26 protein-coding genes are annotated in these 22538 nt (G+C 63.5%); 10 read left to right on the top strand and 16 right to left on the bottom strand.

Annotated elements, in window-relative coordinates:
- Positions 1-8: 8 nt before the first annotated feature.
- From IG122_RS04635 to IG122_RS04625, 3 genes are read right to left on the bottom strand one after another with little or no spacing between them, the layout of a single operon-like run.
- Entirely contained in the window at positions 9-1502 is a 1494-nt protein-coding gene (locus IG122_RS04635; RefSeq protein WP_226893326.1) for a M81 family metallopeptidase, read from the bottom strand.
- A gap of 4 nt (positions 1503-1506) precedes the next feature.
- Positions 1507-2901, bottom strand: a complete 1395-nt coding sequence (locus IG122_RS04630) for a M20 family metallopeptidase (RefSeq protein ID WP_193180937.1) — start codon at positions 2899-2901, stop codon at positions 1507-1509.
- Positions 2902-2937: 36 nt separating this feature from the next.
- On the bottom strand, positions 2938-3711 hold the full coding sequence (locus IG122_RS04625) for a LamB/YcsF family protein (RefSeq protein ID WP_193180934.1): 774 nt from the start codon (positions 3709-3711) through the stop codon (positions 2938-2940).
- 121 nt (positions 3712-3832) lie between these two features.
- Here IG122_RS04625 and pxpB point away from each other — a divergent pair, with 121 nt between their 5' ends.
- Together pxpB and IG122_RS04615 are read left to right on the top strand one after the other, a co-directional pair.
- The gene (gene pxpB, locus IG122_RS04620; RefSeq protein ID WP_193180932.1) at positions 3833-4558 is read left to right on the top strand and encodes a 5-oxoprolinase subunit PxpB; all 726 of its coding nucleotides are present in this window, start codon (positions 3833-3835) and stop codon (positions 4556-4558) included.
- Positions 4555-5586: a 5-oxoprolinase subunit C family protein gene (locus IG122_RS04615; RefSeq protein ID WP_193180921.1), complete on the top strand. Its 1032-nt coding sequence runs from the start codon at positions 4555-4557 to the stop codon at positions 5584-5586. The genes pxpB and IG122_RS04615 overlap by 4 nt, the downstream gene beginning before the upstream one ends.
- On the opposite strand, the gene IG122_RS04610 is transcribed toward IG122_RS04615, so the two are convergent.
- Entirely contained in the window at positions 5583-6611 is a 1029-nt protein-coding gene (locus IG122_RS04610; protein WP_193180919.1) for an MBL fold metallo-hydrolase, read from the bottom strand. The genes IG122_RS04615 and IG122_RS04610 overlap by 4 nt on opposite strands.
- A 209-nt stretch (positions 6612-6820) precedes the next feature.
- Here IG122_RS04610 and phnN point away from each other — a divergent pair, with 209 nt between their 5' ends.
- Positions 6821-7372, top strand: a complete 552-nt coding sequence (gene phnN, locus IG122_RS04605; protein WP_193180917.1) for a phosphonate metabolism protein/1,5-bisphosphokinase (PRPP-forming) PhnN — start codon at positions 6821-6823, stop codon at positions 7370-7372.
- A gap of 36 nt (positions 7373-7408) precedes the next feature.
- Here the strand turns inward: phnN and IG122_RS04600 are convergent, their stop codons facing one another.
- Genes IG122_RS04600 through phnG form a run of 8 tightly spaced genes read right to left on the bottom strand, consistent with a single transcriptional unit; the run spans position 7409 to position 13872 of the window.
- Positions 7409-8023 carry an LbetaH domain-containing protein gene (locus IG122_RS04600; protein WP_193180915.1) on the bottom strand — a complete coding sequence of 205 codons (615 nt, stop codon included), beginning with the start codon at positions 8021-8023 and terminating at the stop codon, positions 7409-7411.
- A gap of 28 nt (positions 8024-8051) precedes the next feature.
- Positions 8052-9209, bottom strand: a complete 1158-nt coding sequence (locus tag IG122_RS04595; protein WP_193180913.1) for an alpha-D-ribose 1-methylphosphonate 5-triphosphate diphosphatase — start codon at positions 9207-9209, stop codon at positions 8052-8054.
- The gene (gene phnL, locus IG122_RS04590) at positions 9206-9916 is read right to left on the bottom strand and encodes a phosphonate C-P lyase system protein PhnL (protein WP_226893325.1); all 711 of its coding nucleotides are present in this window, start codon (positions 9914-9916) and stop codon (positions 9206-9208) included. Before phnL ends, IG122_RS04595 begins: the two co-directional genes overlap by 4 nt.
- A gap of 4 nt (positions 9917-9920) precedes the next feature.
- Positions 9921-10709 (bottom strand): phosphonate C-P lyase system protein PhnK, encoded by a 789-nt coding sequence (phnK, locus tag IG122_RS04585; protein WP_193180911.1) that lies wholly within the window; start codon positions 10707-10709, stop codon positions 9921-9923.
- Positions 10706-11653: an alpha-D-ribose 1-methylphosphonate 5-phosphate C-P-lyase PhnJ gene (locus tag IG122_RS04580; protein WP_193180909.1), complete on the bottom strand. Its 948-nt coding sequence runs from the start codon at positions 11651-11653 to the stop codon at positions 10706-10708. The genes phnK and IG122_RS04580 overlap by 4 nt, the downstream gene beginning before the upstream one ends.
- Before the next feature lie 9 nt (positions 11654-11662).
- Complete coding sequence (locus IG122_RS04575) at positions 11663-12781, bottom strand: carbon-phosphorus lyase complex subunit PhnI (RefSeq protein WP_193180907.1); 1119 nt, start codon at positions 12779-12781, stop codon at positions 11663-11665.
- A 4-nt stretch (positions 12782-12785) separates the two neighbouring features.
- Complete coding sequence (gene phnH / locus IG122_RS04570; RefSeq protein WP_193180905.1) at positions 12786-13406, bottom strand: phosphonate C-P lyase system protein PhnH; 621 nt, start codon at positions 13404-13406, stop codon at positions 12786-12788.
- A gap of 4 nt (positions 13407-13410) precedes the next feature.
- Complete coding sequence (gene phnG / locus IG122_RS04565) at positions 13411-13872, bottom strand: phosphonate C-P lyase system protein PhnG (protein ID WP_193180903.1); 462 nt, start codon at positions 13870-13872, stop codon at positions 13411-13413.
- A 128-nt stretch (positions 13873-14000) separates the two neighbouring features.
- Between phnG and phnF the strand changes: the two genes are divergently transcribed.
- The 4 genes from phnF to IG122_RS04545 all read left to right on the top strand — a co-directional run bounded on the left by phnF (position 14001) and on the right by IG122_RS04545 (position 17466).
- On the top strand, positions 14001-14720 hold the full coding sequence (gene phnF / locus IG122_RS04560; protein ID WP_193180901.1) for a phosphonate metabolism transcriptional regulator PhnF: 720 nt from the start codon (positions 14001-14003) through the stop codon (positions 14718-14720).
- A 163-nt stretch (positions 14721-14883) separates the two neighbouring features.
- Positions 14884-15549 carry a cupin domain-containing protein gene (locus IG122_RS04555; RefSeq protein WP_193180899.1) on the top strand — a complete coding sequence of 222 codons (666 nt, stop codon included), beginning with the start codon at positions 14884-14886 and terminating at the stop codon, positions 15547-15549.
- Positions 15527-17227, top strand: a complete 1701-nt coding sequence (locus IG122_RS04550; RefSeq protein WP_193180897.1) for a thiamine pyrophosphate-binding protein — start codon at positions 15527-15529, stop codon at positions 17225-17227. The genes IG122_RS04555 and IG122_RS04550 overlap by 23 nt, the downstream gene beginning before the upstream one ends.
- Before the next feature lie 92 nt (positions 17228-17319).
- Positions 17320-17466 carry a hypothetical protein gene (locus IG122_RS04545; protein WP_193180895.1) on the top strand — a complete coding sequence of 49 codons (147 nt, stop codon included), beginning with the start codon at positions 17320-17322 and terminating at the stop codon, positions 17464-17466.
- 24 nt (positions 17467-17490) lie between these two features.
- Here the strand turns inward: IG122_RS04545 and IG122_RS04540 are convergent, their stop codons facing one another.
- The 4 genes from IG122_RS04540 to IG122_RS04525 are packed head-to-tail and all read right to left on the bottom strand — an operon-like array spanning position 17491 to position 19488.
- The gene (locus IG122_RS04540; protein WP_193180893.1) at positions 17491-17949 is read right to left on the bottom strand and encodes a periplasmic heavy metal sensor; all 459 of its coding nucleotides are present in this window, start codon (positions 17947-17949) and stop codon (positions 17491-17493) included.
- Positions 17946-18368, bottom strand: coding sequence for a hypothetical protein (locus IG122_RS04535; protein WP_193180891.1), 423 nt, complete (start codon positions 18366-18368; stop codon positions 17946-17948). The genes IG122_RS04540 and IG122_RS04535 overlap by 4 nt, the downstream gene beginning before the upstream one ends.
- A 5-nt stretch (positions 18369-18373) precedes the next feature.
- The gene (locus IG122_RS04530) at positions 18374-18946 is read right to left on the bottom strand and encodes an RNA polymerase sigma factor (RefSeq protein WP_193180889.1); all 573 of its coding nucleotides are present in this window, start codon (positions 18944-18946) and stop codon (positions 18374-18376) included.
- Positions 18947-18981: 35 nt separating this feature from the next.
- Positions 18982-19488, bottom strand: a complete 507-nt coding sequence (locus IG122_RS04525; protein ID WP_193180887.1) for an EF-hand domain-containing protein — start codon at positions 19486-19488, stop codon at positions 18982-18984.
- Positions 19489-19675: 187 nt separating this feature from the next.
- Between IG122_RS04525 and IG122_RS04520 the strand changes: the two genes are divergently transcribed.
- The 3 genes from IG122_RS04520 to IG122_RS04510 all read left to right on the top strand — a co-directional run bounded on the left by IG122_RS04520 (position 19676) and on the right by IG122_RS04510 (position 22524).
- The gene (locus IG122_RS04520; protein WP_193180885.1) at positions 19676-20614 is read left to right on the top strand and encodes a BKACE family enzyme; all 939 of its coding nucleotides are present in this window, start codon (positions 19676-19678) and stop codon (positions 20612-20614) included.
- 4 nt (positions 20615-20618) lie between these two features.
- Positions 20619-21428: a shikimate dehydrogenase family protein gene (locus tag IG122_RS04515; protein WP_193180883.1), complete on the top strand. Its 810-nt coding sequence runs from the start codon at positions 20619-20621 to the stop codon at positions 21426-21428.
- Between the two features lie 127 nt (positions 21429-21555).
- Entirely contained in the window at positions 21556-22524 is a 969-nt protein-coding gene (locus IG122_RS04510) for a response regulator (RefSeq protein ID WP_193180881.1), read from the top strand.
- Positions 22525-22538 lie beyond the last annotated feature (14 nt).

Below are 22538 nucleotides of genomic sequence, written 5' to 3'. Positions count from 1 at the left end.
CCCGGTCTTCAGTCCTGGATATCGTCGATCGGCCAGATCGGCCGGCGCAGGTGCTTGTAGGTGAAGCTCTTGTAGTCCTGCGAGACCAGTCCGCCGCTGTCCACCAGCACGACCTCGCGCGCGACGGGCTGGTAGGCGGCCCGGAAATGGTGCGAGGACTTGACGCCGATGACGTCGAAAGAGGCGGGATCGAGGCCGAAGAGCTTCAATGCCTGCTGGTCCGTGACCTGCAGATTGCTGCTGGCGACCACGACTTTCACTCCGGCGATCTCGACCAGAGCCGATTTTCCGAGCCGGACCCCCATATTGGCCCACATCGGCCCGTCGCAGACGAAGGCGCCCGTCTCGCTGAGTGCGAGCACGCGCGCATCTACATTGAGCGAGGGGCCGTAGTGATCTGGGTCGACCTTGGCGCCGAGACTGACGGAAATTGTCGCGCCGGTCCCGGCCGCGTGGGCCTGGTCGGCCGCTGCCGGGTCGCAAATGGCTGCCAGAACGGCGTTGCCGTTCCCGGAGGCGATGATCGTTTCGAGCAGCCGCACGCCGTCGCCGTAGCCCCCGCCGCCGGGATTGTCCGTGGTGTCTCCGATGACGAGCGGACCCTTGCCCGTCGGGCCGGAGCGGATCTTCACCTCGATCTCCGCGAGGGAAAGCAAGGGAACCGTATTCTGATCCCGCGTTTCCCAGATGAACGCCACGAACTCCGCCGCGATCGCCTTTGCCTTATCGGCGTCGCCATCCGTCGTCACCGTCACGGAGGGGCCGGCCTCAGCGAGATCGGACCAAGCGAAACCGGCGCAGAGACCGATTTCCAGTACGGAGGGATCGGTGTCCTTGATTTCCTTTGCCCGCGCCAGCGCCGCGACCATCGGGCCCTCTTGGGTCCGGCCGTGATTGAGACCGTCGAGCGTTGCTGCCCGGGCGACAACGGTCACCGGGCGGAGCTTGCCGTCCATCGCTTGTTGCAGCAGCGCGGCCGCCTCGATCGAGACCTCATACTGGTCGATATGCGGATAGGTCCGGTAGGGCACGATGAAATCGGCGAGTTCCCCCATCTCGTCGGTGACATTGGCGTGAAGATCGAGCGTCACCGCGATCGGAACGTCCTTGCCGAGCCGTTTGCGCAGCCGGGCAAGCAGGTCGCCTTCGGCGTCGAGACTGCTCTCCGTCACCATGGCGCCGTGCAGCGCCAGGATGACGCCGTCGACCGGACCGCTATCGAGGCCGGCAAGGACAGTGTTGCAAAGCTTTTCCCATGTCTCCGCCGTGGTCATGCCGCTCGGCGTCGCATGCGCGGCAACGGTCGGGATCAGGTCCCAACCGTATTTCTTCGCGGCGTCGATATGGGCGGCGATCTCCGTCGCCGTCCCGGACATGTGCTTCGCGATATCGTCGCCGAAATAGCACTGGCGGCGGAGATATGCATCAAGATTGGTCCGCAAGACACTGAAAGTATTGGTTTCGTGACTGATCTCGGCGGAGAGGACGCGGCGCTTCGTCATGATGTCACCAGCTCTTCGGCAGGGTGCCGTCGCCGATGTCCCAGAACAGGCCGGCGGTCAGCTGCAGACCCTCGCGCAGGATCGGTTTCAGGGCATGCTCGTTCGGTGCGTGTTGGGAGCATGAGGCATAGGAATGCGGAACCCAGATCGTGGGGAGACCGAGGGTTTCGCTGAAGACGTCGTTCGGCAGGGAACCGCCGAGGTTCGGCAGGATCGCGGTCTTCTTGTTGGTCGAGCGCTGGATCGAATTCGCCGCCCATTGCACCAGCGGGTGGTCCGGTTCCAGCCGGGTCGCCTTCATGTAGCCACGGTCGGCGTCCGAGACGGTGACCATCGGGAAGCCCTCGCGGTCGAGATGGCGGCGCAGGGCGGGAATGATGTCTTCCGGATCGGTGCCGACGACAAATCGCAGCTGGCCGCGGCAGGTCGCCCTTCCGGGGATCGCGTTCACCGGCTTGTCGGGCAGGCCGGCCGTGTAGGCCAGGATCTCGAAGCTGTTCCAGCCGATGACCCGCTCGATCGGGGTGAGGGACTCCTCGCCCCAGTTCGGATCGATCTGCGGTCCGTTCGCCTCGGCCTCGAGCTCGCATTCGGCGAGCGCGGCGCGGATCGCCGGGGTCAGGGTGGTCGGGCGCCATTCCGGCACGCGGATCTGGCCGCGCCGGTCGACGATGCTGGCGAGCGCGTGGGCGAGGATCACCGCCGGGTTGGCGAGCAGGCCGCCCCAGTTGCCGGAATGGTGTGCGCCTTCGCGAAGGTCGCAGGTGATGTCCATCGGATAGGCGCCGCGCGAGCCCATGAAGACGGTCGGATGATCGGCGCTGATGCGCGGGCCGTCGGAGGCGATCAGGAAGTCGGCCTTCAGCTTCGCCTTCTGCTGCTTCGCGAACTCCGCTAATCCCGGGGAGCCGGACTCCTCGCCGCTCTCGATCAGGATCTTCGAATTGAAGCCGAGCTTGCCGCGGGTCTTCAGGACCGCGTTGATGCCGGCGATATTGATGGAATGCTGGCCTTTGTTATCGACGATCCCGCGGCCGTAGAGCCGGTCCCCGACTTCGGTCAGCGTCCAGGGATCGCGCCCCTCGGCCCACTGGCCCTCCATGCCGCGCACCACGTCGCCATGTCCGTAGGTCAGTACGGTCGGCAGATTGTCTCCCTCGTGCCGGGTCGCGATCAGGAACGGACCGCCCTTGGGTGACGGGTTTTCAAACTGCTCGCAGACATAGCCCATCGGCTCCAGCGACGCGCGCATCTCGGCCATGTAGGCCTCCATCTCGGGCTTTCGCTCTTCGTAGAGCTGGCTCTCGGTGCGGATCGCCACGCGGCGGGTCAGATCCTTCACGAATTCACCGCTGTCGAAATAGTCTGCGGCGGCGGAGATGGCTTGTTCGCGGCTCACGGGGTAGCTCCTCGGGTTTCGGGCTTTGTAGGAAAATCAGTTCAGCGGCACGTCCGGCAGGGGAACGACCTCGATCCCCTTTGCCTCGAGCGCCTTGCGGACTGCGTTTGCGACGGCGGGGCCGGTCGGCTCGTCGCCATGGACGCAGATGGAATGGACTCTGACCGGAACCTCGACGCCGTCGGTCGAGCGGACCTTTCCGGTCTCGACCATCCGCAGGACATGCTCAACCGCTTGCCCGGGGTCGCGGATCATGGCGTCGTCGCGCTTGCGGCTGGTCAGGTTTCCCTGCGCGTCATATGTCCGGTCGGCGAAGACCTCGGAGGCGGTCGGTACGTCCAGCGTCTCGCCCGCCTTCAGCAGCTCGGAGCCGGTCGTCGCCAGCAGAATGATCGCCGGATCGACCGCCTTCGTCGCCCGCACGATCGCCTCGGCGAGGCCCTTGTCCTCGGAGGCCATGTTGTTGAGAGCTCCGTGCGGCTTCATGTGCGTGACCCTGAGACCGTGCATCGCCGCCATCGCCTGCAGTGCGCCGACCTGGTAGGCGATCATCGCCTCGACCTCGCGCAGGGCCATGGAGATGCGCCGCCGTCCGAAGCCCCAGAGGTCGTTGAAGCCCGGATGTGCGCCGATCGAGACGCCCTCGGCCTTCGCAGCGGCGCAGACCCGGTCCATGACATTCGCATCGCCGCCGTGAAAGCCGCAGGCGACGTTGGCGGAGCGCACGATCTTCAGCATCGCGGCATCGTCGCCGATGTCGTAGGCGCCGAATCCTTCCGCCATATCGGCGTTCAGATTAACTTTGGTCATGGGTCGCTCACGTGGCTATTGTCGGGAAGTGCGCTGGCACCCTCCCGAACGGAACTCGATGAGTGTCCGAGACTAGCGCCATTTCCTTCGCCCGGTCCATGTCCTGAACAGAACCATTGTCATGTCGGAACCTGTTTTTCTTCCCGCCGGTGACACGGCGCTCGTGGTGCAGTTCGGTGAAGCGGTCGATGCCGCCGTCAACCGCCGTGTCCGTCATCTTGCCGCAAAACTGCGCGAGTCCGGAGCGAAAGGGATTGTGGACATCGTTCCGACGATTCGCTCGCTGATGGTGCATTACGATCCGCTGGAGACCGGTTCGGCTGCGCTTCGCGCCGCTATTTCGGAACTGTTGCATCATGAGCATGACGAGGAGGATGCCTACCGGCTCTGGACGATTCCGGTCTGCTACGAGGGGCGTTGCGCGCCGGACCTCGAAAACGTCGCTCGGGAGATGAAGCTCGATACCGGCGAGGTGGTGCGCCGTCATGCGGCCGAACCGCTCGAGGTCTTCATGATGGGGTTCCTGCCCGGATTTCCGTATCTGGGGCTGCTGCCGGAAGAATTCGACATTCCGCGCCTCTTTGAGCCGCGTGTGAAGGTTCCGGCGCGCTCGATCTCCGTCGCCGTGCGCCAGACGACGGTCTATACGGTCGAATGTCCGGGCGGATGGCATCTCATTGGGCAGACGCCGGTCGAGTTCTTCGAGCCCGAGAGGTCGGAACCGATCCTCGTGGCCGCCGGCGACCGGATCCGTTTCGAACCGGTGCCCCTTCGGGAATATGAGAGCATTCGAAAAGCGGTCGAGGCGGACGATTACAAACCGGCCTCCGAGGAAATCGTGCCATGAACGGTTTCAGGGTTATCCAAGCCGGTTTCGCACCGACATTGCAGGATTTCGGCCGTCCTGCATTCCAGAATCGCGGCGTGCCCGTATCCGGCGCGCTCGATCCGGTGTCGCTTCGTATCGGCAACGCGTTGGTCGGCAACGATGGCGGGATGGCGGCGATCGAATTCCGGCTGGTCGGTCCGACGCTGGAAGTGACGGTCGAGAGCGTGCGCGTGGCATTGACTGGGACCCGGGCCGAACTCATCGTCGAAGCCAGCGAACGGGTGACGCTTCCATCCTATCAGAGCGTCACGCTCCGTCGCGGACAGCGTCTCTCGGTCGCGCCGGTTTCCGACAGCGGCGTCGCCTATCTTTGCGTTGAGGGCGGGTTTGACCTGCCCGCCGTGTTCGACAGTCTTTCGACCTACGGGCGCTCGCGTATCGGCGGTTTTCATGGCCGGGCGCTGAAGGATGGGGACGAGCTGCCGCTCCGGCTCTCGGAGGCCGAGGAGCGTGGCGAACTCCGGCTGGAGCGCCCGGCCTATCTCGAGGAGACCGGTCCGGTCCGCGTCGTCCTCGGCCCGCAGCGGGACTATTTCAGCGAGGCGAGCACGGCGGCGTTTTTCGAGACGGAATATAAAATAAGCCGCGAGGCCGACCGGATGGGGATGCGGCTGGAAGGTCCGGCGCTGGAGCATGCGCGCGGCTACAACATCACCTCAGACGGGATCGTGACGGGGGCGGTCCAGGTGCCGGGCAACGGCATGCCGATCATCCTGCTTGCCGACCATCAGACGACCGGCGGTTATCCGAAGATCGGCACGGTGATTTCCGCTGACATTCCGCGTCTCGGACGGATGAAGCCGGGCGACAGGCTCTCTTTCAGGGAAATCGATGTGGAAGGCGCGGAGGGCGCGCGGCGTGAGCAGGAGAAGGCGATCCAGAAACTGCTCGCGTCACTGACGCCGGCGGCGGCCTGGCTCGACGAGGCCGCACTCTATCGCGAAAACCTGATCAGCGGCGTCGTCCAGGACAGCGACGCGCTCTAGGCGGCGCGTTCGAAACGATAGGTCCCGTCGTCGCCGAGCTCCCGCCGGACCTCGCCGTCCTGCATCAGCAGATGGAGATGTGCCAGGGTCTCGCCGATGGCGAAGCGGGTCTGGTGCAGATCCAGTTCGCGGGTGAAGAGCGCGCGCATGATCTCCGCCGCCGAGCCGGGGCGGGCGCAGGCGGCCGCGGCTTCTTCCAGCCGCTGATCGTGATGGCTTCTCAGGGCGCCGATCCGGAAATTGATGCCCCGGTAAGGGCCGTCATGGCCGGGCAGGACCAGCATCTCGTCAGCGCTGCCTTCCATGCGGGCAAGGAAATTCAGGAAGTCCTGCAGCGGGTTCGCATCCGGTTCGGTCCACCAGACGGCGATGATCGGCGTGATCCGGGGCAGCAGGAGATCGCCGCCGAGCATGATGTTGTCCGTCTGGGAATAGAGGCAGACATGGTCCGGCGAGTGGCCGGCGCCGAAATAAGGCTTCCAGACCCGTCCACCGATTTTCAGCAATGTGTCCGGGCCGATCCGGTTGAACGAGGGCGGGATGGGGGAAACGAGCTTGCGGTACTCATTGCCGATTTTCCGCATCTCGCCGCTGGCCTCGCCGAGGCCGAGCCGGCCATAGAAACCGACCATCTGGTCGACGAAATCATCCGAGGTATCGAGGTAATAGGCCCTTGCGTTGAGCCATTCCGTCCGGCTCATCCAGAGCGGGGCGCCGGTCCGGTCCTGGAGCCAGCCCGCGAGGCCGACATGGTCGGGATGAAAATGGGTGCCGACGATGGCCTGCACCGGGTCGTTGCCGATCACGTCCTCGAGGATCCGTGTCCAGGCGGTCCGGCAGTTCTCGGAGTTCAGGCCGCAATCGACAATGACCCACCCAGCATCGTCTTCCAGCAGGTAGAGATTCACATGGTCGAGCGAAAAGGGCAGTGGCAGCCGCAGCCAGTGGATGCCCGGCGCCACCTGGAGGAGCTTGCCGTCTTCGGGGCGGCGGTCGCCCATCACATAATCGAGTGCTTCTGTCATGGTCCGGAGATTAGTTTGGGTCTGAAATATCCGAAAGTGCCGAATGCGCACGATTTCGCCGCCGAATTCGTCGGGGTGCGCGCAGCATGCGTCCGCAGGCACATGTGACAGCTAGATGAAAAGACGGAAGAAACCGCCGCAGGGGCTCGCCTCCGCCCTTTGGACCGGCTACTAGAGGAGGGGTGTATCCTACCGCGTGAGCAATCCCGATGAAGAACGAGACCGGAATCCTCTGGCTGGTCGTCGGCCCGTCCGGCGCCGGCAAGGACAGCCTGCTGGAAGGCGCCAAGGAGCGCCTGATAGATAGCCAGGCCCATGTCTTCGTGCGAAGAGAGATCACCCGTCCGGCAGAGGCCGGAGGAGAGGACCACATCCCGGTTTCCGTCGAGGATTTCGAGGCGCGGAGGTCTGCCGGCGCCTATGCCCTGAGCTGGGGCGCGCACGGGCTTTTCTATGGCATTCCGGTCGCGTTGGAGGATGACCTGGCCCGGGGCGCGCATGTCATCGTGAATGTCTCGCGCTCGGTGATCGAGGAGGCGCGTGCGCGGTATGACGATGTCCGTGTGATCGACATCAAGGTACCCCGGACAATTCTCGAAGCGCGGCTCAGAAATCGCGGGCGGGAGAGCGAGGAAGATATTCAGAAACGGCTGGAGCGCGCCGAGGCATTCGCGCTCGAAGGCCCCGGTGTGGTGAAATTCCGCAACGACCGGCCGCTCGCTGAATCGATCGAGGCTTTTGCGGCGCTTTTCACGCGATAAGAGGCGGTCGGTAAATTCCGACGAAAGAATCGTTTTTTAACGATATTTGGCGAGGAACTCCGCGGCGGAGAGAGCACGGAAGTCACCCATGCGTTCGGCCAGCAATTCGTGCGGCCAATCCCACCAGGCGAGTTCCATGAGGCCTTCGGCGGTGGCTTCGTCGACCCGCCGCTTGATCTCCTTCGACGGGACGCCGCCGACGATCGTATAGGGGGCAACGTCCTTGCTGACGACGGCGCCAGCCGCAATCACCGCGCCTGTGCCGACATTCACGCCCGCGAGCACAGTCGCGCCGTGACCGATCCAGACATCGTGTCCGATCGTGCAATGATGCTGGCGTCGCCAGTCGAAGAACGCGACATCGTCCGGCCCCATGTCATAGGCGGCGCTGCGGTAGAGGAAATGATGCTGCGAGGCGCGCCAGCTCGGATGGTTGCCGGGATTGATCCGAGTATGCGAGGCGATCGAGCAGAATTTTCCTATTGTCGTGTAGATGACGTCGCTGTCATTGACGACATAGGAGTAATCCCCGAGCTCGCTCTCGATGAAGGAGGTGCGGGCGCCAATTTCGGTCCAGGAGCCGAGCTCCGAGTCCCGCACCTCTGCGGTTTCGTGCACGCTCGGCATCGGGGAGAGCTTCTTCTGTCCCATCTCACTTACTCGCTTCTGAAAGACTTATTTAGGCGACCCGGATGCCGGAGCGCATGACCTTGCGGATGATCGGCGTGCCGTCCTTCGCCCGGCGGACGCGGATCAGATCGGCGCGTTTGCCCGGTGCGATCTCGCCGCGGTCGTCGAGCCCGACCATCCGGGCTGGATTGCGCGTGACCGTTGCCAGCGCTTCGGGCAAGGGCAGGCCGTGCCACTCGTGCAGCAGGAAGGCGCCGTGCAACAGGCTTGCCGGCACGTAATCGGAGGAAAGCGCGTCGAGCACGCCGGCCTCCGCCAGTTCTCCGGCCGACACGTTTCCGGAATGGGAGCCTCCGCGCACCACGTTCGGTCCGCCCATGATATTGGCCAAGCCCTTCTTGCGGGCATGGATTGCCGCTTCGAGCGAGGTCGGGAATTCGCTGATGGTGAGGCCGAGTTCGTGCGCCTCGTCAACATGCTCCGCTGTCGCATCGTCGTGGCTCGCGGTGATGATGCCGCGTTCGGCGCAGGCGGCGGCGATGATCCTTCGGTGCTTGTCGCAATAGAGCACCTGGTTCTTCTTGCGGTCCTCGACCATGGCGTCGAACTCGGCGTCGCTCATGGCGTGCTTGCCGGTGTAGTAGATCTTCAGTTTTTCGATATCGACAAACTGGCGCTGGCCCGGCGTATGGTCCATCAGGGAAACCAGCCGTACCAGCGGGTCGTCCTTGAACGGCTCGAACAGCTCGACCGCGCGCGGATTGCCGACCTCGCAGCGCATATGCAGGAAATGGTCGGCGCGCAGCATGCCGCTCTCGTTCGCCTCGTGGATCGAGTTCGCGGATTCCGTCAGGATCTCGTCGCGCGCATCGTCCTTCACCGTGCCGCCGACCGCGACCGCGTCCAGCACCGTGGTGATGCCGGCCGCCGCGACTTGGGCGTCGTGGGCCATCAGGGCGGAGACGACGGGCCAGTGCACCTTGGGGCGCGGGATCAGGTGCTTTTCGAGATTGTCCGTGTGCAGTTCGACGAGCCCGGCAATCAGGAAGTCTCCCTCGTAATCGATCGCGCCCGGCATCGAGACCGTTCCTTCCGAGACGTCCTCGATCCGGTCGCCCCGGACGGTCACGGTGCCATGAAGTTCTCCATCTGCGAGGATGATCCTCGCGTTGGTCAGCACGGCATCCGGCGTTTCGGTCTTGCTCACGCTGCTTTCCTCGCTTCTTCAAGGGTATAGGTGCGGGTCCCGACGGCCTCGCGAACCTGCTCGTCATGGAAGATCCCGACGATGGCCGAGCCGGCCTCGCGCGCCTCGTTGATCAGGTCGACCACGGTCTGACGGTTCTCCGCATCTAGGGAGGCCGTCGGCTCGTCGAGCAGCAATACAGGATAATCTTGCACCATGGTCATGGCGATATTCACCCGCTGCTGTTCCCCGCCGGAAAAGGTCGCGGGTGGCAGGGACCAGAGGCTCTCCGGAATGCGCAGGCGGGCCAGCAGCGTGGCAGCCTTCTCGCGCGCGGCAATCTCGTTCATCCCGCGGGAGAGCAGGGGCTCCATCACGAGATCGAGCGTCGTGACCCGGGGGATGACGCGCAGGAACTGGCTGACATAGCCGAGCGTGCGCGCGCGGATATCGAGCACGACATGCGGCGGGGCGGTCACCAGATCGACCATCTCTCCGTCATGGCGGATCGAGACGCTGCCCTGCTGCGGCAGGTAGTTGGCGTAGAGAGAGCGCAGCAGCGTCGATTTCCCGGCGCCCGAGGGCCCCGCGAGGATCACGCATTCGCCCTTCTCGACGGAGAGCGAGACGTTCTCCAGCACCGTCAGCGTGACGCCGCCCTGATTGTGCAGGGTGAAACGCTTCACCAGGCTTTCGACGCGGATCATTTCGTTCGGATTTTCGGTCATCGGATCACACCGGCAGGATCGAGGAGACGAGAAGCTGGGTATAGGCGTGCTGCGGATCGTCGAGCACCTGGTCTGTCAGGCCCTGTTCGACGACCTTGCCGCGGCGCATCACCATCAACCGGTCGGAGAGCAGGCGGACGACGCCGAGATCGTGGGTCACGATGATGCAGGCGATGCCGAGCTGGCGCACGAGACCGCGGACGAGGTCCAGCAGGCGGGCCTGGACCGAGACGTCGAGCCCGCTGGTCGGCTCGTCCATGAAGACGAGGCGCGGCTTGGTCACGAGGTTGCGGGCGATCTGCAGGCGTTGCTGCATGCCGCCGGAGAAGGTGCGCGGCAGATCGTCCATGCGGCCGAGATCCATCTCGACCTTCTCAAGCCATTCCGAAGAGGTCTCGCGAATGGTCTCGTAATGCCGTTCGCCGACCGCCATCAGCCGCTCGCCGACATTGGCGCCGGCGGAGACGTTCATCCGCAACCCGTCGCGGGCGTTCTGGTAGATGATCCCCCAGTCGGTCCGCATCAGCATGCGCCGCTCGGCCTCCGAAAGGGCGTAGATGTCCTGCAAGCCGTCGACGCGGGTGTTGAACCGCACGATTCCCTCGGTCGGCTGCATCAGCCCGGAGGCGCAGCGCAGCAGGGTCGACTTGCCAGAACCGGACTCGCCGACGATGCCCAGCACCTCGCCCGGATAAAGGGAGAAGCTGACGTCCTGGCAGCCTATATTCTGGCCGTATTTCTGGGTGACGCCCTCGACCTGGAGCAGGGGACCGTCCTCGCGCCGTGCCGTCATTGGGCATCTCCCTTCGTTTCGGTGCCTGCCGGAACGCCCAGGTGGCCGACATGGCCTGCCTCGCGGCGCTCCGCGCAATAGTCGCTGTCCGAGCAGACATACATCTTGCCGCCTGCATCGTCGGTGATGACCTCGTCGAGATAGCTGTCATCGGCGCCGCAGAGCGCGCATGTGTCTTCCCAGGACTGGATGGTGAAGGGATGGTCCTCGAAATCGAGGCTCTTCACGTCGGTATAGGGCGGCACGGCGTAGATCCGCTTCTCGCGCCCGGCGCCGAACAGCTGCAGCGCGGCCATCTGGTGCATTTTCGGATTGTCGAATTTCGGGATTGGGCTCGGCGCCATGATATAGCGGCCGTTCACCTGGACCGGGTAGTTGTAGGAGGTGGTGATGCGGCCGAAGCGCGCGATGCTCTCGTAGAGGCTGACATGCATGACGCCGTATTCCTCGAGCGCATGCATCTTGCGCGTCTCGGTCTCGCGCGGCTCGACCCAGCGCAGCGGCTCGGGGATAGGCACCTGGTAGACGAGGATCTGCTCCTCGGTCAGCGGCTTCTCGGGTATCCGGTGCCGGGTCTGGATGACCGTGGCCTCCGCGGTCTTCTCGGTGGTCGCGACGCCTGCCGTCTTGGCGAAGAAGCGGCGGATGTTCACGGCGTTCGTCGTGTCGTCCGCGCCCTGGTCGATCACTTTCAGCGTGTCGTCGCGGCCGATCACCGCGGCCGTGACCTGCATCCCTCCGGTACCCCAGCCGTAGGGCAGCGGCATTTCCCGGCTGCCGAAGGGGACCTGGTAGCCCGGGATCGCGACGCCCTTCAGGATCGCGCGGCGGATCATCCTCTTCGTCTGCTCGTCGAGATAGGCGAAGTTGTATCCCTCGACCTGGGCGACCGGTTGGTCGTGTTCCGGGGCCTGCCAGGGCTGGGGGCTTTGATTGGTGCTCATGCTCTCGTCCTACTCGGCCGCGGCCAGTTCGTCGTCATCGGTTCGGTTCTCTTTCTCGCGCGCTTCGATCTCGGCGCGGAGCTCGCGCACGGTCACGAGTTCGCCCTGGAAATCGACATAGTGCGGAAGCTTGAGGTGCTGGACGAAGCCGGAGGCCTCGACATTGTCGGAATGGTAGAGGACGAATTCCTCGTCCTGCGCCGGGGCCTCGATCTCCTCTCCGAACTCCCGCGCCCGAAGCGCCCGGTCGACCAGCGCCATGGACATCGCCTTGCGCTCGCAATGGCCGAAGGTCAGGCCGTAGCCGCGGGTGAATTGCGGCGGCACCTTCGAGGAGCCCTTGAACTGGTTGACCATCTGGCATTCGGTGACGGTGATCTCGCCGATCTCGATCTCGAATCCGAGTTCCTCTGGCACGAAAGACACGGGCAGTTCTCCCATGCGGATCTCACCGGCAAAGGGGTGGGCATTGCCGAAGCCGCGCTGGGTCGAATAGCCGAGCGCGAGCAGGAAGCCCTCGTCGCCGCGCGCCAGGTTCTGTAGGCGCGTCGCCCGGTCGGCCGGGAAGCTCATCGACTCCCGGGTGAGATCCGGCACCGTTCCATCCTCGTCGTCGGGAATTTCGAGCTCGATCAGGCCCTCATGATCGAGGATGTCGGCAACCCGCGGCATGCCTTCCGGAACCGGCTCGTCCGATTTCGGCGCTTCCCTGGTCTCGCCGTTCGCCGCCAGCGTGAAATCGAGCAAGCGGTGCGTATAGTCGAAGCTCGGGCCGAGGATCTGGCCGCCGGGGAGATCCTTGTAGGTGGCGGATATCCGCCGGCGGATCTGCATCTTCGCGGTATCGATCGGCAGCGAGGCGCCGAACCGGGGCAGGGTGGTGCGGTAGGCCCGGAGCAGGAAGACGGCTTCCTGGATGTCGCCATTCGCCTGCTTGATCGCGAGTGCGGCCAGATCCGGGTCGTGGAGCGAACCTTCGGTCATCACCCGGTCGACGGCGAGCGGAAGTTGTTCGCGGATCTGCGCGATGGAGAGTTCCGGAACCCTGCGGTCGCCCCGGCGGATATCGGCGAGGTAGCGCAGCGAGTTCTCGATCGCCTTGTCGCCGCCTTTGACTGCTACATACATAGCGCTATTCCTTTCCTGCCGTGAGCGAGACCGTCGTCGTCCGGGGGATCGCCACCATCGAGGCGCCCGAGACGAAGACCAGATCGATGCCGCGGGGGAAGTAGCGCTGCTGCGCGGCGCGCACGGTCCAGAAGCCGGCGGGAACGTCCGGCAGGTCGAGACGCGTCGTGTCCTTGATGCCGGGGCCGCTGAGAACCAGCGGACCGCCGGCTTCTACGGTATCGACCTGGATCAGCAGGGTCGCTCCGTTCTCCGGATACTCGTCGGTTCCCGAATTGAAGCCGGAAAGGCTCTCCGGCGCTTTATCGAGGATCGCGAAGGCGGCTTCCATCGGGTCGTCGGTGATCCGCGTGCCGCAGTGGAACTTCAGGTAGGTCTCCGCCGCATTCGTCGAAAGGGCGGGGGAGACATAGAGCGGCGTCTCGAAATCGACCAGGGCGAGGGCGATGGCCGTTGCCGCTCGGTCGAGCGTGCTCGGACCCTCAAGGTCGATGTCTATGGTCTGCACCGTTCCGGGGCGGGCCATGGCTTCAAGAAGATGCCGGAACACCTGCTGGGACTCCGTCACCGTATCGGCGAAACCGGGCGTGAGATGCGGCGCGTGGGCCAGATTGTCGGCGGACATCGGCTCAGTTCTCCCGTGCCACGGTGAAGAATTCGACCTTGGTCGCCGCCGCCTTGCGGCTGGCCTGCTTACGCCGGTCGAGATGCCGCAGTTCGAGCGGCTTGATGATCGAATGTTCGATGGTCTCGGAGCGCTCCCTGCGCTGCATCAGCGCGTCGATGACGGCTGCGACTTCTGCGTGATCCTTATTGCGCCCGGAGACATAGCCGTGTCCGACGAGGCCGCAGGACAGTCCCACCGTGCAGCGCGTGACCGTCATTTCGCCCAGATTGAAGCGATTTCCGGTGCCGCCCATGCGTCCGCGGACCATCACCATGCCGATTTCCGGTGCGCGGATCCGGTTCCATTGAGGTTTGTCCGGGAGGTTCTGCCAGAGGCTGTTCAGATCTTCGTAGGACGCCTTCGCAAGAATGGACATCCAGCGCTTGCGCTCTTTCGAGTGTGGCGGCGAGGCTTGCGGTTCCATCGGCTTGTCCTTTTGTTCGACAAATTCATAATTTGTCTAGATGTCTATATCTTTATGTGTTATAGACCCGCCCGACGCTCCACGCAATGGGGGCTGGATGAAACTTTGATGACTGTTGGAGAGGCGCCTTGATCGAACGCAACAGCGGACAGGCCATTTGGCGGCAGATCGCGACCGATATCTCCGACGCGATCCGTTCCGGACACTACGCACCGGGCAGCAAGCTGCCGACCGAGGCGGAGCTCTCGCAGCTTTACGGGGTCAACCGGCATACGTTACGCCGGGCCGTTTCCGAACTGGCGGAAGACGGCGTGATCCGGGTCGAGCAGGGGCGCGGTAGTTTCGTCCAGGAGCATGTGCTCGATTATCTCGTCGCGAAGAAGACCCGCTTCTCCGACAACGTCTTGAGCCAGAAACGCACGCCGGGTGGCCGTACTCTGCTGCTGCAGGAGGAAGAGGGAGACCCCGCTATCCTAAAGCAGCTCGGCCTCACCAGATCGAGCAAGCTGACGCGCCTCGACCGAGTCGGGGAGGTAGACGGCAGGCCGATCTCGGTCGGCAGCCACTATTTCCCCTCGGTCCGCGTGCCCGGCTTCGCGGATCTGCATAGGGAACTGGATTCGATCACCAAGGTTCTGACGCGGCTCGGCCATGGCGAATATACCCGAAAGGTCACGCGCGTGACGGCCCGGATGCCGGACGCTGCCGACGCGGATCTGCTGCAGCAGCCGCGCAGCCGTCCTGTGCTGGTCGTCGAGTCGATAAATGTGACGCCCGACGGCAAACCTATTGAGTACGGCATTGCCCGCTATGCCGCGGATCGCTTCCAACTGGTGTTCGAAAGCTGAGCGGATCCTTCCTGGAACGATTGTTCGTCTCGGATTCGAAAGAAACTGATCGCAAAGCGATCCTTGACCTTGGGGACGCCTCAGGCGAGGTAATACGAGAACTTCAACCCGCGTGAAGCGGGACGAACAAGGGAGGCAGGCGAAGATCCTGCCTGATGGTTTGATGGTGACATCCACCTACGTTTTGCGTCTCGTCAAAGACGTTTTCTCTCCGCATGCCGTTTCGAAGAACCTGCCTGACGCCTTCCGGATTCTGTATTGCAACACGGGAGATCTGGCGTTCGAGGGCGGCAATGTTCTGCAGCCTGACGAGGCGCGGTATATGCGGACCGGTTACGCCCTGCGGGCGGGGACCGAAGGCGGAGAACTCTGGCGCTGGGAAATCGGCGACGCGAAAGCGAAACCCGATCTCGATCTCGGCGAGGGAATTCACAGCGAGCTCATTGTCAGCAATGCGGTCCCGAGCGTCGAGAAGCTGGAAGATTGGCTGATCCGTTGCGACAGCGTGCTTTTTCCGACAGGCGGCGCTGCCGTGCCACACACTCATATGGGCCCGGGTATCCGCTGTATGCGCAACGGCAAGCTGACCCTTTCGAGCGATACGAAATCGCAGGATTACCATCCCGGTGACGCCTGGTTCGAACCGGGCGGTCAGGCCGTCTGGGCCAATGCCTGCACCGACGAATGCACGCGCTTTATCCGCGTTCTCCTTCTGCCCAAGGACCTCAAGGGCAAGAGTTCGATCCGCTATCTGAACGAGGCGGACCGTCAGAAACCCAAATCCCAACGCTATAAGAGTTATGTAGATGAGCTCCTCTCCCTCAAGTAACGGTTCCGGTGCCGGTCGCCTCGGCGGCCACATTCTTGTCGATGCACTGGTGACCGAAGGGGTGGATCTTGTCTTCGGCGTGCCGGGCGAGAGCTATCTCGCGGTAATCGACGGGCTGCAGGAGACCAACGGGATCCGCACCGTGATGTGCCGCCAGGAAGGCGGCGCCGCGATGATGGCGGATGCCTATGGAAAGCTCACCGGCCGTCCGGGTGTCTGCATGGTGACCCGCGGACCGGGCGCGACCAACGCCAGCGCCGGCGTGCATGTCGCTTTCCAGGATTCGACCCCGATGGTGCTGCTGGTCGGTCAGGTCGCCCGCTGGATGGTCGAGCGCGAGGCGTTCCAGGAAATCGACTATCGCCGCATGTTCGGCCAGATGGCCAAATGGGTGGCGCAGATCGACGATGCGGCACGCATTCCGGAATATATCAGCCGGGCCTTCCATACGGCGGTGTCAGGCCGTCCGGGGCCGGTCGTCCTGGCGCTGCCGGAAGACATGCTGATGGACTATGCCGAGGCGCCTCAGATTGCACCCTATGTTCCGGTCGAGCCGCATCCGGGCCAGCAGCAGATGGCCGAATTCCGCGCCATGCTGGAGAAGGCCGAGCGGCCGATGATGATCGTCGGCGGCGGTGGCTGGGACCGCGACGCCTGTGAGAAGATCGAACGGTTCGCGGTCGCCAACGGCATTCCGGTCGGCGCCTCCTTCCGCTGCCAGGATTATTTCGACAATCGCCACCCGCACTATGTCGGCCATGTCGGCATCGGCATCGATCCCTCGCTTGCCGCCCGCATCAAGGAGAGCGACATGGTGATCGCCCTCGGGACGAGGCTGGGGGAGATGACCACGGGCGGCTACACGATGTTCGACATTCCGCGCCCGAAACAGGGGCTGGTGCATATCCACGGCAGTGCCGAGGAATTGGGCCGGGTCTATCAGGGGGACCTGCTGATCAACGCATCCCCGCGCGCCTTCGCGTCCGCGCTGGCCGCGATGAAGCCGGTCGACGGGGCCAAGCGGAAGAAGGATATCGCGAAGGGCCATGCCGATTATCTCGCCACGCTGGAGCCGCTGCCGGTTCCGGGGGCGGTGCAGATGGGCGATATTGCCGCCTGGCTGAACAAGACGCTGCCGGAAGACGCCATCATCACCAACGGGGCTGGCAATTACGCCACCTGGATGCATCGCTTCTACCAGTATCGCGGTTTCCGCACCCAGCTTGCGCCGACCAGCGGGTCCATGGGCTACGGGCTGCCGGCCGCGGTCGCGGCGGCGCTGGTCCATCCGGAACGGGTCGTCGTCTCGATGAACGGCGACGGGTGTTTCATGATGCACGGCCAGGAACTGGCAACGGCCATGCAGCACGGGGCCAAGCTTATCATCATCGTGATCAATAACGGCATGTACGGCACCATCCGCATGCATCAGGAACGCGAGTTCCCTGGCCGGGTGAAGCATACCGAATTGCAGAACCCGGATTTCGCCGCGCTGGCGCGTGCCTATGGTGCGAACGGCGAGACGGTGCTGGAGACCGCCGCGTTCGCGCCGGCCTTCGAGCGTGCGCTGGCGGCGGACAAGCCGACCCTGATCGAGGTGAAGATCGATCCGGAGGCGATCACGCCGAAAACCACGCTCTCCGCGATCCGTGCCGCCGCTATGGAAAAGGCCGGCTGATTTCACATGCCGCTCCCGTCTCGCGTCTAAGCGAATGGAGCGGCATCCCTTCCGGTGCCGCCCGCAATCGTCGGACCTCGGAGGAGACGGTCATGCGCATGCGGAGATGGTTATTGTGGGAGCTGGAGCGGGACAATCAGCAGATCCCGCCCTGGATATTCTACTGGTTTCGTCCGGCCAATCAGGTCGAGGCGGTCATCCTCGAGGCGCTGCGGGTCAGGCGGAACGTCGTTCGCTGATCGGATGAACGCGGGGTCCGCGCCTCAGTCGTATTTCCGTTTGCGGTCGAGTTTCTCGACCAGTTTGCGGCGCTGTTCGGGCGTCAATTGATCCATGATCTCGATCATGAAGGAATGTGTCTCCGCCCGCATGCGGTCGTGGACCGCGTTCATTCGGTCGAGGGCCTCGAGATAGGCATCCTTGTCGAACGGCTCGCGAACCAGGGCCGCGCGGATCGCACGCCGGCTTTCCCGCGTTTCCTCGAAGTTCTCGCGCATGGCTCCGTCGTGCTGTGCCAAGCGGTCGCGCAAGGCCGGCGTCAGACTGTCGCCGAGCGCGTATTCGATCACCGCGGACATCGACTTGCCATGCCGCGGTCCACCATGACCTCTGAAACCATCCCAGCGGTCCCAGCGGCCGACGACCATTCCGGCGACGAACAGGTTGAGGGCGACGGACAGAAACAGCAGCAGTGCCAGAGTGCGGGTCCGGGTCCAGGTCATTGGTTGATCTCCAGTGTCTCCGCGCCGAGCGCGCGTTCCACGATCGTCAGTTGATCGTCAAAGACAGTTGCCGTGTCTGCCGGCAGATCGGTCAGGCTGATCCCGACGATGAATCCCGCCGCACTGGCCGCGACCAGCCCGGCCGCAGGCTGCCAGAGCCCTCCGAACGGCCAGAGCGCGCTGAACAACCCGCGAAGATCGAATGCGATGCTCGGTTTGGCGACTGGAACAGAAGGCAGTTCCGCCTCGTTGAGGAAGCCGGCGAGGGCGGCATCCAGATTGGCCCATTCGTTCAGGACCGCTTCAAGGCCGGGCTGTTCCGAGAGCAGAGAGCGTGCGGCATCGCGTTCCGGCGCGGGCCATTTCGCGAGATCGCTGCCGAAGGCCTCCGCCAGTTCCGTGAAACGTGTTTCGCTCATGTGTGTCATCTGCGCTCTCCTGCCGCCGTTCTGGCATAGGCTTCCGGCTGTTCTTGCCGGACAATCTCTTTCAGTTTCGCCCGTGCGCGCCGCAGCAGAGATTCCAAGGCGTCCACACTTATCTCCATCGTATTCGCCACCTCGTCGGCCGTCATGTCCTTGAGGTGAAAGAGGGAAATTGCGATTCTCTGGCGCTCCGGCAGCGCCGCGACGGCATCGCGGACGCTGACTTTCGCCCTCTTGTTCGACAGAGCCTGCTCCGGGGTCGGATTGCCGTCCTCGAACTCGCGGCTCTCGATATCCACGGTCGGGCGTCGGCCGCGCAACCGGTCGACACTGAGATTGTGGGCGATCCGGTAGATCCAGGCCTTGGCACTGCCTTCCGGATCCCAGCGTGGCGCATGGCTCCACACCCGGGCGAGGCATTCCTGCACGATTTCCTCCGCGTCGCTCCGGTTGCCAAGAAGGCGATAGGCAAATGCGGACAGCGGCCCGCGATGGCGCAGTACGAGTCTGTCGAAGGCAGCCCGGTCGCCATTGGCGACCAGGCCGAGCAAGTCGTTATCGGACTCCGCCATACGCGTTTCCGCATCTCCGTCGAGGGGAGCAGTTATTAGCGCCGGTAACCCCGACCCTCGCAAGAGCCGCCATACTTACCGCCATGAGGGCCGCCATGAGGGCCGCCACGCGGGCCGCGCATCTCGGTCACTTCTTCGAGCGTCACCACGCCGTCCCGGTCGCTGTCCATGCGCTGCATGCGATGGGCACCGGCGCGGGCATATTCCTCGGTCGTCACGACGCCGTCGCCGTCGGTGTCGAGCATGGCAAGAAAGCGTCCCATCCGCTTCAGGCGCTGATCCTTGCGGGCCGCATCCATTTCCGCCGCGTCGATGGTACCGTCGTTGTTGGTATCGATCTCCGACGCGCGCTTGCCGCGGGCCTGATACATCTCGGCCTTCGTCAGCTTCTGATCGCCATCTGCGTCGGCTTCCTTGAAGCGCTCCAGCATCATGGCTTTATGTTCGGCTGCACGCGGGCCACCCTGCATTCCCTGAGCTTCGGCAATGGCCGGCGTCAGAATGACGGTGCCAAGCAGCGCAGCGGCAAAAATCTTCTTCATCTGAATAGATCCCTTGTTGCGTGATCCCGTTCCAATCGAGCGGGTTACCTGTTCAAACGATGGGGCTCGGGAAATCCGTCGCGGCTGCGTGAAAAATCCTCCCGCGACGACGCGGTGCTTTTAAACCGCGTGTCCCCGGAGTAGCCTGCAACCAGTTCAACGGCTTGGAAAAATTTGGGAGGAAGCGATGGCCGCGGCGAGCAAGAAAGTTATCATTACCTGTGCGGTGACGGGGTCCATTCACACCCCGACGATGAGCCCCCATCTGCCGATTACGCCGGACGAAATCGCGACGGACGCGATCGCGGCCGCCGAGGCCGGCGCGTCCATCCTCCACCTTCATGCCCGCAATCCCGAGGACGGCAGCCCGACGCCGGATCCCGACATGTTCATGCGGTTCCTGCCGCGCATCAAACAATCCTGCGACGCGGTCGTGAACATCACCACGGGCGGCGGTCACGGCATGAGCCTGGAAGAGCGCCTCGCGGCCGCGTTCCGGGCCAGCCCGGAAATGACCTCGCTGAACATGGGCTCGATGAATTTCGGCCTGTTCCCGATCCTCGACAAGATGAAGGAGTTCCAGCACCCGTGGGAGCCGCAGTTCCTCGAGAACTCCCGTGACTTCATTTTCCGCAACACCTTCAAGGACATCGAATACATCCTGAAGGAGCTGGGCGAGGGGCACGGTGTTCGTTTCGAATTCGAATGCTACGATGTCGGCCACCTCTACACGCTGGCGCATTTCGCCGACCGCGGGCTGGTGAAGCCGCCGTTCTTCGTGCAGACGATTTTCGGCATTCTGGGCGGTATCGGTGCGGATGAGGAGAACCTCATGCATATGCGCCGGATCGCCAACAAGCTGTTCGGCGACGATTACCAATGGTCGGTTCTGGCTGCCGGACGCCACCAGATGAATTTCTGCACCATGGCGGCGATGCTGGGCGGCAATGTCCGTGTCGGCCTCGAAGACAGTCTGTTCATCTCCAAGGGCAAGCTTGCCGAGAGCAATGCGGACCAGGTCGCGAAGATCAAGCGCATCGTCGAGGATCTTTCCCTCGAAGTCGCGACACCGAAGGAAGCCCGCGAAATGCTCGCGCTCAAGGGCGGCGACCAGGTGAAGTTCTGATCCCATGGGAGCCACACTCGACATCACCGGGAAGACCCGCGTCTTCGGATGCATCGCCGATCCGATCGATCATGTGCGGGCTCCCATGGTCTTCAACCCGATCTTCGAGTCACGCGGCATCGATGCCGTTATGGTTCCGGTGCATGTCCCGCCGGACCGGCTCGAAGCGGCGGTCGCCGGGCTGAAAGCGCAGCGCAATTTCGGCGGCATGGCGGTCACCGTGCCGCACAAGCTCCGCCTGATGGCACTCTGCGACGAAGTCGGCAGGCAGGGCCGGCTCGTCGGTGCCGTGAACGCCGTCAAGTTCGATGCAGAGCGGCGGATGATCGGAGACAATTTCGACGGCGCCGGCTTCGTTGCCGGAATGCGGGCGGAGGGTCATGAAGTTAACGGCCGCGCTGTGCTGCAGCTTGGGGCCGGCGGCGCTGGACGGGCGATTGCCTTCGCGCTCGCCGACGCAGGCGTCGGCAGGCTGGTGATCCACAACCGGACCCGGTCAAAGGCGGAGGAACTGGCAGCCGCCGTTTCGGCAGCTTATCCAAAGATACCGGTCGCCGTCGGCGAAGCCGCACCGGACGGCTGCGAAATCGTGGTCAATACGACGTCGGCGGGTCTTCACGACACCGACCCGCTTCCGATCGAAGAGGGTCTCTTGACCTCCGATCTCCTGATTTCCGAGATCATCATGATTCCCGAGCGGACGAGGTTGCTGGAGCGCGCGCTAGAAAAAGGATGCAAGGTCCACTACGGCCGGCACATGCTGGACCATCAGATTACACTTATCGGTGAATTTCTCGGCTGTTTAGGCGGGTAGTGTGACGAAATGGCACCATATCGTACACAGAAGTCATTGAATGTGATCTGATTTCTGGCCATCCGGCGCTAACTTATGTTTCCTGATACAGGGGAGAGCACTGGCCCGGAATGCGATTGGGAAGTTGATGAACAAAGAGGCATCCAAGGTGGATCTGGCACAGATCCGCATCGCCCTTTGTGGTTTGAACAGGCAGGTTCTCCTTCCGGTGCGCTCGGAACTCATGAGCATCGGCTATCAGGGGACCGAATGGATTCGGTCCGATGAGGAGCTCCGCCGCTGGATCCAGACCGGTATTCCAGATCTTATCGTTGCCGATCACCAGCTCGACGAGGGCGCGGCAATCAGGACGGTCCGGGAAATCCGCAATGGCGATCTCGGAGAGAATCCGTTTGCCGTCGTCATAATGACGACCTGGGCAAACGACCCCGAGAATGTCCGCGCCGCGATCAACAGCGGGGTCGACGACCTGATTGTCGCACCCTACTCGACGGGGCAGCTTCTGGAGCGGATCCAGAAGATGATCACGGACCGCAAACCCTTCATCGCGACCAGTGACTATGTCGGTCCGGAGCGCCGGCGGGATCCGAGCCGTGAAAGCAATATTCCGACCTTCGAGCCGCCGAACACGCTGCGCATGCGCCAGGAAGGCGAGAAGGTCGATACGGTCTCCCTGAAGGAGCGGATTGCCGAAAGCAACATGCAGATCAAGGAGGAGAAACTGCGCCGGATCGGCTTCCAGATTTCTTTCCTTGTCGATCTCGTGCTGCCGAAATTCGGCATCGGCGAATTCAACGAGGAGACGGTCGAGCATCTGGAACGGCTTGCGCGGATGAGCGGCGAGGCGGTGCAGAGGCTGGAAGACACGAAATACGCCGGCATCTCGCAGCTTTGCCGTTCGCTGCACAAGCTGGCACAACGCATTGCCGCCGACCCTGCACAGTCTTCGCCGGACGATGTCGAACTGCTGAAACCTCTCTCCCGTGCAATCCTGGAAGCGTTCTATCCCTCCGAGAGCACAGGCGATCTGGTGGATCAGATTGCCGGCGCCATTTCCAGCTACAACGATCGCAAGAGCCGGTTCACCGGAAAATAGACCCGGCGCATCTC

The sequence above is a fragment of the Nisaea sediminum genome, from assembly GCF_014904705.1.
Lineage (GTDB): Bacteria > Pseudomonadota > Alphaproteobacteria > Thalassobaculales > Thalassobaculaceae > Nisaea > Nisaea sediminum.
This window is presented reverse-complemented; position numbering and strand designations above follow the sequence as displayed.

Coding starts and splice junctions, on each gene's coding strand:
- IG122_RS04635 (WP_226893326.1), bottom strand. CDS start 1,502: ATGACGAAGCGCCGCGTCCTCTCCGCCGAGATCAGTCACGAAACCAAT.
- IG122_RS04510 (WP_193180881.1), top strand. CDS start 21,556: ATGAACAAAGAGGCATCCAAGGTGGATCTGGCACAGATCCGCATCGCC.
- IG122_RS04515 (WP_193180883.1), top strand. CDS start 20,619: ATGGGAGCCACACTCGACATCACCGGGAAGACCCGCGTCTTCGGATGC.
- IG122_RS04545 (WP_193180895.1), top strand. CDS start 17,320: ATGCGCATGCGGAGATGGTTATTGTGGGAGCTGGAGCGGGACAATCAG.
- IG122_RS04580 (WP_193180909.1), bottom strand. CDS start 11,653: ATGAGCACCAATCAAAGCCCCCAGCCCTGGCAGGCCCCGGAACACGAC.
- phnN (WP_193180917.1), top strand. CDS start 6,821: ATGAAGAACGAGACCGGAATCCTCTGGCTGGTCGTCGGCCCGTCCGGC.
- IG122_RS04520 (WP_193180885.1), top strand. CDS start 19,676: ATGGCCGCGGCGAGCAAGAAAGTTATCATTACCTGTGCGGTGACGGGG.
- IG122_RS04535 (WP_193180891.1), bottom strand. CDS start 18,368: ATGAGCGAAACACGTTTCACGGAACTGGCGGAGGCCTTCGGCAGCGAT.
- phnG (WP_193180903.1), bottom strand. CDS start 13,872: ATGGAACCGCAAGCCTCGCCGCCACACTCGAAAGAGCGCAAGCGCTGG.
- IG122_RS04625 (WP_193180934.1), bottom strand. CDS start 3,711: ATGACCAAAGTTAATCTGAACGCCGATATGGCGGAAGGATTCGGCGCC.
- IG122_RS04530 (WP_193180889.1), bottom strand. CDS start 18,946: ATGGCGGAGTCCGATAACGACTTGCTCGGCCTGGTCGCCAATGGCGAC.
- phnK (WP_193180911.1), bottom strand. CDS start 10,709: ATGACGGCACGGCGCGAGGACGGTCCCCTGCTCCAGGTCGAGGGCGTC.
- phnL (WP_226893325.1), bottom strand. CDS start 9,916: ATGACCGAAAATCCGAACGAAATGATCCGCGTCGAAAGCCTGGTGAAG.
- IG122_RS04600 (WP_193180915.1), bottom strand. CDS start 8,023: ATGGGACAGAAGAAGCTCTCCCCGATGCCGAGCGTGCACGAAACCGCA.
- IG122_RS04550 (WP_193180897.1), top strand. CDS start 15,527: ATGAGCTCCTCTCCCTCAAGTAACGGTTCCGGTGCCGGTCGCCTCGGC.
- phnH (WP_193180905.1), bottom strand. CDS start 13,406: ATGTCCGCCGACAATCTGGCCCACGCGCCGCATCTCACGCCCGGTTTC.
- IG122_RS04610 (WP_193180919.1), bottom strand. CDS start 6,611: ATGACAGAAGCACTCGATTATGTGATGGGCGACCGCCGCCCCGAAGAC.
- IG122_RS04540 (WP_193180893.1), bottom strand. CDS start 17,949: ATGACCTGGACCCGGACCCGCACTCTGGCACTGCTGCTGTTTCTGTCC.
- IG122_RS04555 (WP_193180899.1), top strand. CDS start 14,884: ATGGTGACATCCACCTACGTTTTGCGTCTCGTCAAAGACGTTTTCTCT.
- IG122_RS04575 (WP_193180907.1), bottom strand. CDS start 12,781: ATGTATGTAGCAGTCAAAGGCGGCGACAAGGCGATCGAGAACTCGCTG.
- IG122_RS04525 (WP_193180887.1), bottom strand. CDS start 19,488: ATGAAGAAGATTTTTGCCGCTGCGCTGCTTGGCACCGTCATTCTGACG.
- IG122_RS04615 (WP_193180921.1), top strand. CDS start 4,555: ATGAACGGTTTCAGGGTTATCCAAGCCGGTTTCGCACCGACATTGCAG.
- pxpB (WP_193180932.1), top strand. CDS start 3,833: ATGTCGGAACCTGTTTTTCTTCCCGCCGGTGACACGGCGCTCGTGGTG.